Source organism: Sulfitobacter sp. 1A13421, assembly GCF_043557285.1.
In the GTDB taxonomy this organism is placed as follows: domain Bacteria; phylum Pseudomonadota; class Alphaproteobacteria; order Rhodobacterales; family Rhodobacteraceae; genus Sulfitobacter; species Sulfitobacter faviae.
Genome location: NZ_JBIFFQ010000006.1, coordinates 112,953 through 126,825 on the forward strand (window position 1 = coordinate 112,953; position 13,873 = coordinate 126,825).

General features: G+C 63.6%; 13 protein-coding genes. All 13 read right to left on the reverse strand.

Going from position 1 to position 13,873, the window contains the following annotated elements; genetic code table 11:
- Positions 1 to 69 precede the first annotated feature (69 nt).
- Positions 70 to 1,074 (reverse strand): ABC transporter ATP-binding protein, encoded by a 1,005-nt coding sequence (locus ACGYLI_RS12490; protein WP_394419434.1) that lies wholly within the window; start codon positions 1,072 to 1,074, stop codon positions 70 to 72.
- Complete coding sequence (locus tag ACGYLI_RS12495) at positions 1,071 to 2,039, reverse strand: oligopeptide/dipeptide ABC transporter ATP-binding protein (RefSeq protein WP_394419435.1); 969 nt, start codon at positions 2,037 to 2,039, stop codon at positions 1,071 to 1,073. Before ACGYLI_RS12495 ends, ACGYLI_RS12490 begins: the two co-directional genes overlap by 4 nt.
- Positions 2,039 to 2,953 (reverse strand): ABC transporter permease subunit, encoded by a 915-nt coding sequence (locus ACGYLI_RS12500; protein WP_394419436.1) that lies wholly within the window; start codon positions 2,951 to 2,953, stop codon positions 2,039 to 2,041. The genes ACGYLI_RS12495 and ACGYLI_RS12500 overlap by 1 nt, the downstream gene beginning before the upstream one ends.
- 1 nt (position 2,954) lies before the next feature.
- A complete protein-coding gene (gene oppB, locus ACGYLI_RS12505) occupies positions 2,955 to 3,872 on the reverse strand; it encodes an oligopeptide ABC transporter permease OppB (protein WP_271690204.1) in 918 nt (305 codons plus the stop codon).
- A gap of 93 nt (positions 3,873 to 3,965) precedes the next feature.
- Positions 3,966 to 5,582, reverse strand: coding sequence for a peptide ABC transporter substrate-binding protein (locus tag ACGYLI_RS12510; RefSeq protein ID WP_394419437.1), 1,617 nt, complete (start codon positions 5,580 to 5,582; stop codon positions 3,966 to 3,968).
- 192 nt (positions 5,583 to 5,774) lie between these two features.
- Positions 5,775 to 6,806, reverse strand: a complete 1,032-nt coding sequence (locus tag ACGYLI_RS12515; RefSeq protein ID WP_394419438.1) for a proline racemase family protein — start codon at positions 6,804 to 6,806, stop codon at positions 5,775 to 5,777.
- Positions 6,799 to 8,496 (reverse strand): aconitase X, encoded by a 1,698-nt coding sequence (locus tag ACGYLI_RS12520; RefSeq protein WP_394419439.1) that lies wholly within the window; start codon positions 8,494 to 8,496, stop codon positions 6,799 to 6,801. Before ACGYLI_RS12520 ends, ACGYLI_RS12515 begins: the two co-directional genes overlap by 8 nt.
- Before the next feature lie 16 nt (positions 8,497 to 8,512).
- Positions 8,513 to 9,514, reverse strand: a complete 1,002-nt coding sequence (locus ACGYLI_RS12525) for a 4-hydroxyproline epimerase (protein WP_394419440.1) — start codon at positions 9,512 to 9,514, stop codon at positions 8,513 to 8,515.
- A gap of 8 nt (positions 9,515 to 9,522) precedes the next feature.
- Positions 9,523 to 10,746 carry an NAD(P)/FAD-dependent oxidoreductase gene (locus tag ACGYLI_RS12530; RefSeq protein ID WP_394419441.1) on the reverse strand — a complete coding sequence of 408 codons (1,224 nt, stop codon included), beginning with the start codon at positions 10,744 to 10,746 and terminating at the stop codon, positions 9,523 to 9,525.
- Positions 10,746 to 11,468: an amino acid ABC transporter ATP-binding protein gene (locus ACGYLI_RS12535; RefSeq protein ID WP_394419442.1), complete on the reverse strand. Its 723-nt coding sequence runs from the start codon at positions 11,466 to 11,468 to the stop codon at positions 10,746 to 10,748. Before ACGYLI_RS12535 ends, ACGYLI_RS12530 begins: the two co-directional genes overlap by 1 nt.
- Positions 11,461 to 12,114: an amino acid ABC transporter permease gene (locus tag ACGYLI_RS12540; protein WP_067260889.1), complete on the reverse strand. Its 654-nt coding sequence runs from the start codon at positions 12,112 to 12,114 to the stop codon at positions 11,461 to 11,463. The genes ACGYLI_RS12535 and ACGYLI_RS12540 overlap by 8 nt, the downstream gene beginning before the upstream one ends.
- Before the next feature lie 13 nt (positions 12,115 to 12,127).
- Positions 12,128 to 12,793, reverse strand: coding sequence for an amino acid ABC transporter permease (locus ACGYLI_RS12545; protein ID WP_394419443.1), 666 nt, complete (start codon positions 12,791 to 12,793; stop codon positions 12,128 to 12,130).
- Positions 12,794 to 12,852: 59 nt separating this feature from the next.
- A complete protein-coding gene (locus ACGYLI_RS12550; RefSeq protein ID WP_067260893.1) occupies positions 12,853 to 13,659 on the reverse strand; it encodes a transporter substrate-binding domain-containing protein in 807 nt (268 codons plus the stop codon).
- Between the last annotated feature and the right edge of the window lie 214 nt (positions 13,660 to 13,873).

Sequence of the window (13,873 nt, forward strand, 5' to 3'; positions counted from 1 at the left end):
GTGGCGAACGCAAACCGCCCCTAAGAGGCTGATTATTTTGAAATTTTCACACCAAGGCTGCCCACAGACTTACAGCGCCGCGGTCTCGCTGGCTTGCAGCGGGCCGGGGTGAATGCAAGCGACCTGATGCAGCGACTCGCCCGGTTGCGGCACCACCTGCGCGCAATCGGCCTGCGCCCGCGGGCAGCGGCCGCGGAAGACGCAGCCCGAGGGCGGGTTCATCGGCGAGGGCATGTCGCCGCTCATCGGCACGATCTGCTTGGCGCGCTCGGCGATCGGATCCGGGATCGGCACCGCGGAAAGCAGCGCCTGCGTATAGGGATGCTGCGGGTCGTCGTAAAGCTGCGCCTTTGGTGCCTTCTCCATAACGCGGCCAAGGTAGAGCACCATGACCTCGTCCGAGATGTTCTTCACCACGCTGAGATCATGGGCGATGAAGATCATCGCCAGCCCCAGATCGCGCTGCAACTCTTTCAGAAGTTCAATCACCTGCGCCTGAATCGAGACGTCGAGTGCCGAAACCGGCTCGTCGCAGATCAGGAGCTTCGGCTCCACGATCAGCGCACGGGCGATGCCGATGCGCTGGCACTGGCCGCCGGAAAACTCATGCGGGTAGCGGTTGATCATCTGCGGCAGCAGACCCACGCGCTCCATCATCTGCGCCACCCGGGCGCGGCGCTCGCGGGCGGGCACGTCGGGGCGGTGGGTCTTCAGCGGCTCGGCGATGATCTGGCCCAGAGTCATACGCGGGTTGAGCGAGGCGAGCGGGTCCTGAAACACCATCTGGATCTCGGACCGGTAGGGCTTCATCCGGCGCGGGGAGAGCGACAGCAGGTCGGTCTCGCCCTGCCACATGACTTGTCCTTCGGCCGGAACCATCTGGATCAGCCCGCGGGCGAGGGTGGATTTGCCGCAACCGGATTCACCGACGACGCCGAGGGTCTTTCCGGGCTCCAAATCGAAGCTCACACCGTTCACCGCATGCAGGATGCGCGGCTTGGTCCATGGCATGTCGCCCGCGCGGATGATCGGGAATTTGACGTGCAGGTCGCGGACCGAAAGAAGCGGGCTCATGCGGTGACCTCCGCGATGGGACGGTGGCAGGCGCGAGCGCGACCCGCGTCGAAGGGTGCGAGCGGCGGCATCACGCGGCAATCGTCACCGGCGTAGTTGCACCGCGGGCGGAAGGGACAGCCCTCGGGCGGGGCAGCCATGTTCGGCGGGTTGCCGGGGATCGCCTTCATCGTGGCATCTTCGTCATCGACGCGTGGCACGGCGGCGAGAAGGCCGCGGGTGTAGGGATGCGTGGGCTCAGCAAAGAGCGGCTCGGTCGGCCCCTGCTCCATCACCCGGCCACCATACATCACCAGCACCCGCTCGCAGAAGCCTGCGACAACGCCGAGGTCATGGGTAATGAGGATCGTGGCCATGCCGAAATCCTTTTGCAGATCGCCCAAGAGGTCCATGATCTGCGCCTGTACGGTGACGTCGAGCGCAGTGGTCGGCTCATCGGCGATCAGCAGATCGGGTTTGCACAGCAACGACATGGCGATCATCACCCGCTGGCGCATCCCGCCTGAGAACTCATGCGGGAAGAGGCGGATACGCTCCTTGGCCGCCGGGATTTTCACCGCGTCCAGCATCCGCACCGATTCCGCGAGCGCATCGCGTTTTGACAGGCCTTGGTGCAGGGTCAGCACCTCGGTCATCTGGTCGCTGATCCGCATGTAGGGGTTGAGCGAGGTCATCGGGTCCTGAAAGATCATCGCGATGCGCTCGGCCCGGATCTTGTTCAGCACCTTGGGCTTGGCGCCCAAAATCTCCTGCCCGTCAAAACGGATCGACCCGCCGGTGCGCCCGTTCGGCGCCAGAAGGCCCATGATCGAAAAAGCGGTCTGCGACTTGCCCGAGCCGCTTTCGCCAACGATGCCGAGGGTCTCGCCCCGGTTGATGGCGAGCGACAGGTCATTGACCGCGTGAACGGGGCCGTCGTCGCCCTCGAAGGTGACGTTGAGCTTGTCGATTTCCAGCAGAGACATCAGCGATCCTTGGGGTCGAGCGCGTCACGAAGCCCGTCACCGATAAAGAACAGGCCGAAGAGCGTGAGACAGAAGAACAGCAGCGGGAAACCCAACTGCCAAGTGGTGCCATAGGCGATGGTGCCCGCCCCTTCGGAGATCAGCGCCCCGAGCGAGGTCAGCGGTTCCTGCACACCAAGGCCGAGGAAGGAGATGAAGCTCTCCGTGAGGATCATCAGCGGGACCAGCAGCGTGGCATAGACGGCGATAACACCCAGAAGGTTGGGCACGATGTGGCGCAGGATGATGACCGGGGCGGAAACGCCGGTGGCGCGGGCCGCCTCGACGAATTCGCGGCCCTTGATGGTCAGGGTCTGGCCGCGCACGATGCGGGCCATCTCCATCCAAGAGATCAGGCCGACACCGGCGAAGAGGATGGTGATCGAACGGCCATACATGACCAGAAGCAAGATCAGCACGAACATGTAAGGCACGGCCATGAAGATATCGACAAGCCGCATCATGATGCTGTCGGTACGCCCGCCGAAATAGCCCGCGACCGCGCCGTAGAGCGTGCCGACCACACAGGCGATCAACGCGCCGACGAGGCCCACGGCGAGGCTGATCTGCGTGCCCTGCACGGTGCGTGCAAAGAGGTCGCGGCCCAGATCGTCGGTGCCGAAGTAATGGCCGCTCTCGATCGACGGGCCGCCCAGTTCGACGATCTGGCCCATGACGTTGTAGTCGAGTTCCTCGTTCGACCATTGCGCGAAGCTGTTGCCGAAAAGCGCGAAGGCCACAACGAAGCCGAGGATCACCAGACCCATCAGCGCCGCCTTGTTGCGGAAGAACCGCCGCCGCGCGTCAGCCCAGGGGGAGCGGCCCTTGGCGGCGATCTTGCTGGTCTCGACCCGTTGTTCGGATGTCATCACCATGTCAGTACCGGATCTTGGGGTCGATCCACCCGTAAAGGATATCGACCACGAGGTTAAAGAAGATGGTCAGCGCACCGACGAGGATCGTCACCCCCATCATCACCGCGTAGTCGCGGTTCAGCGCCGAATCGACGAAGGCCTTGCCGATGCCGCCGGTGGAGAAATAGATGTCGACCACCACGGAGCCGGTGATCATCGCAACGAAGGCAGGTCCGAGGTAGGAGATCACCGGCAGCATCGCGGGCTTCAGCGCGTGGCGCAGGATCACCCGCCGTTCGGGCAGGCCCTTCGCGCGGGCGGTGCGGATGTGGTTCGAGGTCAGCACTTCCAGCATCGAGGAGCGCGTGATCCGCGCGATCGAAGCCATGAAGGACGTGGACAGCGCGATCACCGGCATGATCCAATATTCCGGCCCCTGCCAGCCGCCACCCGGCAGCCAGCCAAGCCAGAGCGTGAAGACCAGCACGAGGATCGGCGCCATCACGAAGTTCGGCAGCACCTGCGCCCCGATGGAGACGCCGACGGCGGCATAGTCCAGCACCGTATTGTGCCGCACGGCGGCGGCGACGCCGAGGCCCACGCCGACGATGACCGCCACGGCGAAGGACAAAAGGCCGTAGGTCAGCGTGATCGGGAAACCTTGGGCGATGATCTCGTTCACCGAACGGTCCTTGTAGACGAAGCTCGGCCCGAAATCGAACTCGGTGACGATGCCCCAGACGTAAGTTGTGATCTGCTTCCACAGCGGATCATCGAGCCCGTATTTCGCATTGAGATTGGCCAGCACCTGCGGCGGCAACTCGCGCTCGGAGGTGAAGGGGCCGCCGGGCGCGGAATGCATCAGCAGGAAGGAGATGACGATCAAGACCAGAAGCGTCGGAATAGCGATGGCAAGGCGCTTGAGGATGTAACTGAGCAAGAGGCGCGCGCTCCGAATACGGGGTTTGTGGGGGTGTAGAATAGAATCGGGCAGCCCGTGCCATAACCGCCGGGTTGCCCGAATGTCGAGAGGTTACTCTGCGGTACGGTAGAGGTCTTTGCCGTACCACGTGTTGTTCACGTTGTTCTCCGGCAGACCCTCAATGTCTTCCGCGATCATGTCGACGTTCGCGTAGTGGTAGATCGGGATGATCGGCATTTCCTCGGCCAAGATCTTCTCTGCCTCTTGATAAAGCGGCTGCGGATCCTCGGCGGTCTTGCTGTCCTTCATGAGCTTGTCATAGGCGTCATTGTAGAACTCGCCGTTGTTGTGGCCCGAATAGGAAGTCATGAGGTCGAGATAGGTCGAGGCCTCGTTGTAGTCACCGCACCAAGCGTAACGCGCCATGTCGTAGTCTTGGTTCTGCATCCGGTCGGTGTGGACCTTCCACTCATAGTTGTCGAGCGTGAGGTTCACGCCGATCTGCTTGAGCATTTGCGAGGCCGCGATGGCGATCTTCTTGTGATCTTCCGAGGTGTTGTACTGCAGCGTCAAATCCAGCGGGTTGTCGGGCCCGTAGCCTGCCTCGGCCAGCAGCTCCTTGGCCTTCTCCACGCGCTGCGCCTGATCCATGTTGTCGGCCCAATCCAACTCGGGACGCTCGAAATCGGCGATCGCCCAGTGGGTCCAGTTGTACGAGGGCTTCTGGCCGCCTTGTAGGATGCGGTCGACGATGATGTCGCGGTCAATGGCATAGGCCAGCGCCTTGCGCACATTGACGTTTTTCAACGCCTCCGGCCCCTTCTCGCCCACGTTCAGCATGTAGATGTAGGAGCAGTTATAGGGGGTGGAGACCGCCTGTTCGGGATACTCTTTCTTCAGACGCGGATACTGCCCGGCGGGGATGTCCACGCGGTCCAGCTCACCGGCCAGATAGCGGGTCAGGGCTTGGTTCACGTCGTTGATCGTCAGCGCGATGATCTCTTCCATCACCACGTTCTCGGCGTCCCAATAGGTGTCGTTCTTCTCCATCACGACACGCTCGCCCAGCTGGTGTTCGACCAGCGTATAGGCGCCGTTGCCGACAAGCGTGCCTGCATCGGTCCAGTCGTCGCCATGTTCCTCGACCACGCTTTGCAGCACGGGGAAGGTCGAGCCGTGCACCAGCATCTGCGGGAAATAGGGCAGCGGCGTGGTGATCTTGACCTCAAGCGTGTGGTCGTCGATGGCGCGGATGCCCAGCTCCTCAGGGGACTTGTCCCCGGCGATGATCTCGGGCGCGTTTTCGACCTGCATCAACTCCATGTACCAAGCGTATTCCGAGGCGGTCGCCGGGTCGGCCAGACGGCGCCATGAATAGACGAAGTCATTCGCCGTGACCGGCTCACCGTTGGACCACTTGGCGTCGTCGCGCAGGTTGAACGTATAGGTCTTGCCGTCTTCCGAGACTTCGTGATCGAGCGCCACACCGGGGACCAGCTCACCGTTGCCATCTTCGTTGTAGAGCCCTTCGAAGAGGTTGCGCAGCACGTCAGAGCCTTCGACGTCGGTATTGATCTGCGGGTCCATCGACTTGATCGCGTCGAGCAGCCAGAAGGTATAGGTCTGGTCTTCGGCAAGGTTCACGCCATCGGGCACATCGGCGGCATGGGCTTGAAATGCAAGGCTCAGCGCCAATGCGGAGGATGCGAGTGTGGTGCGTAGCTTCATGGTGACTCTCCGTTGTTTGAAAGTTCGTGTTCTGATTGAAAAGCAATCAATCGAAAACCAAGAGCACATGCAAGACGTTGCCTCGCGTCAGCCAAACACGGCGGCTTCGCGCCGAGGCGCCGCGAGGTTGTAAAGACTGGCCCCGCCCCCGGTCTGCCCGAGGGTCGGGGTTCAACGTGGCAACGGGCGCGCCTAGCCGCGCGCGCCCCAAGTATCGGACAAACGGTAGCCGCCCGGCCAAGGGTCATCGGGGTCGAGCATATGTTGGTGGATGCCCGTGACCCAGCCCCGGCCCGACAGTTCCGGCAGGATGGCCATATGTTCGCCCACCCGCGTCTCGCCCAAGATACGCCCCGTGAAGGTCGACCCGATCAGCGACACGGTGGTCAGACTGTCCTCCAGCCCCATTTCCCCCCGCGCGTGCAGCAGGGCCATCCGCGCGCAAAGCGCTGTGCCAGTGGGCGAACGGTCCACCTTGCCCGGCTGGATCGCCACCGCCGCCCCGGCGCGCAGGCCGGTCTCATCGCGGGTCACCGGACCGGCGAAAAGACAGAAAGAGAAATGCTGCCAATCAGGGTTCTCAGGGTGGTCGAACCGCATCGCCGCATTGGCCGCATCGGTGATCCGCACGCCAAGCCGCGCGATGTCATGGGCCTCATGCGCCTCTAGTGAAAACCCCATGGCGGCGGCATCGACGACCACGAAACTGTCGCCGCCATAGGCGGTATCGACAGTGAGCGTGCCCAGCCCTTCGACCTCAAGCGGCACATCCAGACGCGCCGCGAAGCTTGGCAGGTTCTGCACGAAAATACGCTCCGCCTTGCCATTGAGACATTCGGCGCGGACCTTCACCAGCCCGCCCGGCGCTTCGAGGGTTAGCTCCGTCACAGGCTCCGTCATCGGCAGGATGCCTCCGTCGAGCAGCACGGTCGAGACGCAGATCGAATTGGAACCAGACATCGGCGGCGTGTCCTCCGGCTCCATGATGATGAAGGCCGCATCGGCGCGGGGGTCTTTCGGCGGGACCAGCAGGTTCACATGGCGAAACACCCCGCCGCGCGGCTCGTTCAACACGAAGTTGCGCAGAGTCTCATCCCGCGAGATCCAGCGGCTTTGCTCCCACAGCGTCTCGCCCGGCGGCGGGGTGACACCGCCCACAATCACATCGCCCACCTCACCCTCGGCATGGGCCGAGATCACATGAACCGTCTTGCTGCTACGCATCCTTCGTCTCCTCCTCGGTCAGCCATCTCGGCAAGACTTCCCCCGCCTGCCCCGACACGGCGGCCTCCACACAATCGGCGATACTGCCAAAGCGCACGGCCCGGCCCGACAGACCGGGGGCGTAATGAGCGTATTTGCCCGAGTTGGTCATCAGCACCTTGGCCGAGGGCGGGAAGACCGGCTCGGAAATCGAGCACCAGCAGATGTCGGGCACCACCTGCACGCCCGCGGCCTCCAGCCGCGCCACGGTGCCGTCATCGCGCGCCGCTTGCAGTGTGTCTTGGCCGAGCGTCACGATGACAGCCGTATCGGCATGGCGCTTGCGCCCGGCGAGGGCGGTGTCGAGCGCGCGGCATTCGGCGTGCGAGAAATGCGGGCTGCCAAAGGCCACGAGGTCAACCTTTGCGGCCCCGGCGTTGAACTGCCGCCAAACGCGGCGCAGGTCATCGGATGTGAGGCGAACCGTATCGGCCTCTGCAACAGGGGGCAGATCGGCTTCGGGTGTAATCCCAGCCACATGCAGCATCGGGGCTGCGGAGGTGGTGCCGAAGGCCGCGCAGAGCGCTTTGAGGTCATCCTCATTCGGGGCGGCCCCCTCCAACCCGCGCAGGACCGGGATCCGGTCCGGCGCGGCCTGCCCCGCGAGCCAGCCAAGCATCGGCCAGATCGCCTCGTCATACTCCGCGGGCAGCGCCACTTCGATCACCCGGCGCGGGGCGCGATGTTCCTCCAGATAGACCCCTGAGAGCGGCGCGCGCGCGGTGAGCGCGATGCACAGGTCGAGGAAATCGGGATGTTTCACCGTCCGCGCGCCAAGCACGCTATTGGCATAGATCACCGCGTTGGACTCCGACCACGCGATGAACTCGTCGCGTTCGGGCGGGGCGGGCAATTGGTAGGGCGCGCAGGTGAAACTGGGCCGCGCGCCCATCGTGACATAGGCGTCGGCCAAACGGCTGGCGGGCAGGCCGAAATCCGGCGGCACGCCTTGATCGCGCCAATTGCCGTGATCGACCGAGATCGCGTTCATCGTCGTCGGCACGCGCACCTTCGAGCCCATATCGGCCATGGTCTGGGCAAAGAGCAGGTTGGCGGGGCTGGCGTAGATGCAGCCGTCGATATGCACGCGCGTCACATCGACCAGCCGCTCGGCCCCCTGCCCCCGCGCCATGGTGCAGGTGATCTCCATCGCCAGTTGCACGGCCTTGCCCTCGGCCCCGTCCAGCATCGCCTGATCCTCGGCGGTGAGATGCAGGGCGCGGGCGGGCCTGTCGGACAGGGGCAGATCCCAGTCATCGGTGCTAAGCATCTCAGGCGTGATCCGCGCGCTGCGGGATTTGGCAAGCAGGTCGTAATCCTCGGCCCCGAGGCGCAGCACCGCGAGCGGCTTGTCGAACATCTTCCCCGCGATCAACGCGCCCAGGGTCAGGATGTCTTCGGCCTCGCGAAACACGAGGGCAGCAGGGGCATGACCGTTCAACGCCAGTTCCAGCAGCACGCCGCTGCCGGTGCAGGAGCCGCGGCTGGTGGGCATGAGCAGGATCTTCCCCGCCAGCGACTGACCGCAAAGCGGATGATGCGCGTCGATGACCTTGCCCGTGGCCGGATCGACGCCGCCCCAGAAACTCAGCCCCTCGGAGGAAGCCAGCACCGCGCCATGGGCCGCGGCGGGAACGATGATATGCGCCATGGGGAGCCTCTTTAAATCAGGTGACGACAAATCCGTGCGCGAAGGGGTCACGCTCGTCGATGAAAATGGTGTTAAAGCCCGTCACCCGCGCCCAACCGGCGATGGAGGGGATGATCGCGGGCCTGCCCGCCACCTCTGCCGCCGCTTCGACACGGCCTTTGAACATGGAGCCGATGATGGATTCATGCACGAAATCATCGCCGACATTCAGCTTGCCCTTGGCCGCCAGCTGCGCCATCCGCGCCGAAGTGCCGGTGCCGCAGGGGGAGCGGTCGATCGCCTTGTCACCGTAGAAAACCGCGTTGCGGGCATCGGCCTCTCCCGCGCGGGGGGCGCCGGTCCAGAGGATATGGCTCAGCCCGTTGATCGCGGGATGTTCGGGGTGGATGAACTCATATTTCGCATTGAGCGCGGCGCGAAGTTTCGGGCTCAGACCGACCAGTTCGGAGACCGAGAAATCCGCCATATCGCGGAAGTTCTTCTGCGGCTCGACGATGGCGTAGAAATTGCCGCCATAGGCGACATCGACCACCACTTCGCCCAAACCCTCGACCTCCGCCGTCAGCCCTTCGGCGTGGAGGAAGGCGGGCACGTTGGTCAGGCGCACCTCTTCGACGAAACGCCCCTCTTGCCGGTAGGTCACATCGACCCGCCCAGCAGGGGTTTCAAGGCGCAATTGGCCGGGGGTGGCGGGGGTAACCAGCCCGTTTTCAAGTGCGATGGTGACGGTGCCGATGGTGCCGTGGCCGCACATCGGCAGGCAGCCCGAGGTCTCGATGAACAGCACCGCGATGTCGCAATCATCCCGCGTCGGCGGGTAAAGGATTGCGCCCGACATCTGGTCGTGCCCACGCGGCTCGAACATCAAACCGGTGCGGATCCAGTCGTATTCCGCCAGAAAATGCGCGCGCTTTTCCAGCATGTTCGCGCCCTTCAACAGCGGCGCGCCGCCGGTGACGAGCCGTACCGGATTGCCGCAGGTATGGCCGTCGATACAGGGAAATGTGTGTTGCGTCATGTCAGCCTCTAGAAACGGGCGGGAGAGAAGGGGGTCAGGTCGATGCCGGGGTCTTGACCGGTCATCAGATCCGCGATGATGGTGGCGGTGCCCGCCGATTGGGTGAGGCCCAGATGGCCGTGGCCAAAGGCGCAGAACACATCCGGGCGGCTTGGCAGCGCGCCGATGGCGGGCAGGCTGTCGGGCAGTGAGGGGCGGAAACCCATCCATTGCGTGCCGCCCGAGGTGTCGAGCCCCGGCAGAAAGCGCTTGGCCTTTTTCAGCATCGCATCGGCGCGGGCAAAGTTCGGCGGCAGGTCAAGCCCGCCGAGTTCCACCGCCCCGCCGACGCGCAGCCCGTGGCCCACCTTGCTGATGACAAAGCCATGGCCGCCAAAAGTGATCTGGCGCTTCAGGTCGAAGGCACCGGCGGGCAGGGTCGTGTTATAGCCGCGCTCGGTCTCCAGCGGGATTTTCACGCCAGCGGTCCGCGCGAGGTGATGCGAATGCGCACCCGCGGCCAGCACCACGCGGCCCGGCATCAGGCCAGCGGCGGTCTCGACCCCGCCTGCGACGAGACGTTCGGCGCGGGTGATGGTGATCTCCCCGCCCCCGGCCCGGAAGCGTTCGGCCATCGCCAGCACATAGTCGCGCGGGTCCGAGATTGACTGCCATTCCGGGGTGAAGGTCGCATGGGTGAAGCCGGGCGCAAGACCGGGTTGATAGGCCGCAATCTCATCGCCCTTTAGATGCGTGAAGGCGATCCCCGCCTCTTCGCGGGCCTGCCATCCAGGGAGGGAGGCGCGGAACTCGGCCTCGCCTTCATAGACCTGCAACTGCCCGTCATGGCGCAGCATATAGGCCAGACCGCTCAGCGCCAGATGCGGGTCGAGCGCGGCTTGCGAGAGTTTCATCAGCGCCGTCTGCGCCACGGTCGAAGCCCGCACCTGCGCGGGCCAGCTTGCTTTCCAGAAACGCCACATCCACGGGGCGATCCGCCCGGCATAGCGCGGCGGCACGGAAAGCGGCCCCAACGGATCCAGCAACCACTTCGGCGCCTGCCGGATCATCCGGGGCGAGGCGAGCGGCAGGATCTCGGTAAAAGCAAAGGCACCCGCATTGCCCGCCGAAGCGCCCGCCGCCGGGCCTTCACGGTCGATCACCCGCACGGGCAGCCCGCGCGCCTGAAGTGCCAGCGCGATGGACAGGCCCACCACGCCCGCGCCGACGACCGTCACCGGGGTTTGGTTCATTACCGCACGCTCGACAGGAATTGACGGGTCTCTTCTTGCTGCGGATCGCCAAAGATCTGATCCGGCGCGCCGATCTCGGCCATGACGCCCCTGTGAAAGAAGGCCACACGGTCCGACACATCGCGTGCGAAACTCATCTCATGGGTGACACAGATCATCGTCATCCCTTCATCTGCCAGCAATTTGAGCGTGTCCAGCACCTCGCCCACCAGTTGCGGGTCGAGGGCCGAGGTCACCTCGTCAAAGAGAATGTAATCGGGCGACATCGCCAATGCACGCGCAATCGCCATCCGCTGCTGCTGCCCGCCCGACAGGCGGCTGGGGTAAACATCAAGCTTCTCGGCCAGACCAACATGCGAAAGCTGCTGCACCGCGATCTCTTCGGCCTCTTTTCGGGCGATGCCTTTGACTTTGCGCGGGGCCAGCGTGACGTTTTCCAGCACCGTGAGATGCGGAAAGGCGTTGAACTGCTGGAACACGATGCCGATCTTGCGGCGCAGCTTGTTCAGGTCGGTGTCGCGGGCGTGAACCTCGGTCCCGTCGACGACGATGCGGCCACTGTCGATCGGCTCTAGCCCGTTGATGCAGGTCAAAAGCGTCGATTTGCCCGAACCTGAGCCGCCGATCACCGAGACGACCTCGCCTTTTTGCACGGTCAGGTCGATGCCCTTGAGCACCTGAAGCGCACCAAAGGATTTGTGGACGTTTTCAATCTCAATCATTTTCTTGCCACCTTTTTTCCAAGCGGCTGCCAAGCCGGGCAATGGGGAAACTGAGCGCGAAGTAGATCGCGCCGGTCACGAGCAGGATGAACATCGGCTCTTGCAGGCGTGTCACCAGAATTTGCGAGGCACGCAGCAATTCGATGATGCCAAGCCACATCACCAGCGCGCTGTCTTTCATCACGCCAAGCGTCAGGCCGATCCAACTGGGCAGGCCGACCCGCAGCGCCATGGGAAAGACGATCTGCGTAAGATCTTGCCCCCAAGTCATGCCGAGCGAGCGCGCCGCACGGCGGGTGACCGAAGGCACCGCCTCGATCGCGCCGCGCACGATCTCGGTGCAATAGGCCGAGGTATAGAGCGCCAGCACGATGCAGGAGGTCACGAAGGGCGAAATCCCCCAACCCGCGATGGCCTGAAAGGCGTTGGCGAGAATCAATTGGATCAGCAGCGGAACCGAGCGGAAGATATCCAGCACGAAGGTCAGCGGCAGCGCCGCCCATGGGCTGATCTGGCTGCGCAGCACCCCGAAGAACACCCCCAGCAGCGTGCCGCCCACCACCGCGAAGGCGGTGACCGAAAGCGTCACCCCTGCGCCTTTGAGCATGAACAATAGGTCGTTGAAGGTCAGAGCCGTATCAAACATCTATTCTCTTCCTTCAGTAGCGAAACAGGCGGGCCGCAAGCAGCCGTGCGCCAAGCATCACGGTCTTGGCGATCACGTAGTAGATCACCGCCGCCAATGCGAAGAATTCAAAGGTTCGGAAGCTGCGCGCGTTGAGGTCTTGCGTCACCCCGGCGAGATCCGAATTCAGCCCCACCGTGACCCCCAGAGAGGTCATCAAGATCGCCCAAATCATCTGGTTCGTCGTCGGCAGGAACGAGATGCGGAACATCTGCGGCAGGATGATCAAGCGAAACGCCTTGGCCTGTCCCATGCCCAGTGACCGCCCGGCGCGCAGCTGCGTGCCCGGAATGGCGCGCATCGCGCCGCGGAACGTCTCGCAAAGGTAGCCCGCGTTGTTGAAGGCGATCCCCGCCAGCAGCGCGGCGTAGGGGCTGAGATAGACCCCGAAAGACCCTAGCCCGAAATGCGCCATGTAAATCTGAAACAACGCCGGCGTGTTGCGCGCCACTTCGACCCATGCGGTGGCAGGCGCCCGCAGCCAAGCCGATTTGGCATCCCGGCCCACGGCCAGCAGCACGGCGATGGCAATGCCGATGAGCATCGACAGGATCGATATTTGCAGCGTGACCAGCGCGCCTTCCAGCATCTCTGGTAAGGCGCGAAAGGCCTGTCGCCATTGAAAGGTATAGTTGCCCATCTCTTGCTCCGATCAGCGGTTATCGGCAGGGGGGCCGCAGGTCGCGGCCCCCGCATTCATCAGCGATAGGCTTTGGCGATGGTCAGGTCCGGCGCCTCGCCGCCGACCCATTTGTCGAACAGTTCCTGATAACGGCCCGAGCGCACCTGCTGGTTCACGAAGAGGTCGAGATAGTTCAGCAGACCGTATTCCTGACGCAGGCCGATCAGACCGACATAGTCCACGTCAAACGGCGCATCGCCCGCGATGGTCAGACCGTCGAACTTGCCGCTCGCCACGATGGAGGAGGCCACGGTGGAGGTCACGACCGTCGCGTCGATCTGGCCTTGGGCCAGCGACAGGAAGACATCCGCTTGGCTTTGGTAGGAACGGAAGCTGCCTTCGTCCCATGCGTCGACCTGCTCTTCCAGCGCGATGGCTTCGAAAGTGCCCGCGACGGAGCCCACGGTCTTGCCCTTGAGGCTTTCAAAGCTGTCGACGCCCGCGTCTTCGCGGGTCAGCACGACGTTGGTGAAGGCGAAATAGGGCACCGAGAAACCAACGGTCTTGGCGCGCTCCAGCGTGTCGGAGGTGGAGGCAACACCCACATCCGCGCGGCCCGAGACGAGGGCGGGGATACGGTCGGGGAAGGGCGTCTCCACGATCTCGGCTTCGACGCCAAGGGCGGCGGCCAGATCGTTGCAATAGTCCACGTCGAAGCCGACGGGCGTATTGCTGTCATCGCGCGAGCCCATGGGCGGGAAGTCCAGCACCACGGCGCAGCGCAGCGTGCCCGAAGAAATGATGTCGTCCAGTTTGTCGGCCTGAGCGGCTGTGCCGATCACGGTCGCAGCCACGAGGCTCCCGGCGAGTTGCGTGAATTTCATAGGTATCTCCCTCTTGGGTTGGTCGCCCCCGACTCTCTCTGGACGGGGTGCGGGGTGATATGAAGGAACAATGTCTTCATTAAGAATACAATATGTATTTTTAACTTTTACCGGCATGTCGACATATTTTTGAAACATTCCTGCCTTGCCAACATGGTCGTGAAAGAGCAGCCGGTTGGGCTGTTCCCCCACGGCGTAACAAATGCGAAAAGCC

Excerpts from the sequence above, each read along its gene's own strand:
- ACGYLI_RS12530 (WP_394419441.1), bottom strand. The coding sequence starts at position 10,746 with ATGAACCAAACCCCGGTGACGGTCGTCGGCGCGGGCGTGGTGGGCCTG.
- ACGYLI_RS12550 (WP_067260893.1), bottom strand. The coding sequence starts at position 13,659 with ATGAAATTCACGCAACTCGCCGGGAGCCTCGTGGCTGCGACCGTGATC.
- ACGYLI_RS12520 (WP_394419439.1), bottom strand. The coding sequence starts at position 8,496 with ATGGCGCATATCATCGTTCCCGCCGCGGCCCATGGCGCGGTGCTGGCT.
- ACGYLI_RS12525 (WP_394419440.1), bottom strand. The coding sequence starts at position 9,514 with ATGACGCAACACACATTTCCCTGTATCGACGGCCATACCTGCGGCAAT.
- ACGYLI_RS12510 (WP_394419437.1), bottom strand. The coding sequence starts at position 5,582 with ATGAAGCTACGCACCACACTCGCATCCTCCGCATTGGCGCTGAGCCTT.
- ACGYLI_RS12495 (WP_394419435.1), bottom strand. The coding sequence starts at position 2,039 with ATGTCTCTGCTGGAAATCGACAAGCTCAACGTCACCTTCGAGGGCGAC.
- ACGYLI_RS12540 (WP_067260889.1), bottom strand. The coding sequence starts at position 12,114 with ATGTTTGATACGGCTCTGACCTTCAACGACCTATTGTTCATGCTCAAA.
- ACGYLI_RS12535 (WP_394419442.1), bottom strand. The coding sequence starts at position 11,468 with ATGATTGAGATTGAAAACGTCCACAAATCCTTTGGTGCGCTTCAGGTG.
- ACGYLI_RS12545 (WP_394419443.1), bottom strand. The coding sequence starts at position 12,793 with ATGGGCAACTATACCTTTCAATGGCGACAGGCCTTTCGCGCCTTACCA.
- ACGYLI_RS12515 (WP_394419438.1), bottom strand. The coding sequence starts at position 6,806 with ATGCGTAGCAGCAAGACGGTTCATGTGATCTCGGCCCATGCCGAGGGT.
- ACGYLI_RS12500 (WP_394419436.1), bottom strand. The coding sequence starts at position 2,953 with ATGGTGATGACATCCGAACAACGGGTCGAGACCAGCAAGATCGCCGCC.
- ACGYLI_RS12490 (WP_394419434.1), bottom strand. The coding sequence starts at position 1,074 with ATGAGCCCGCTTCTTTCGGTCCGCGACCTGCACGTCAAATTCCCGATC.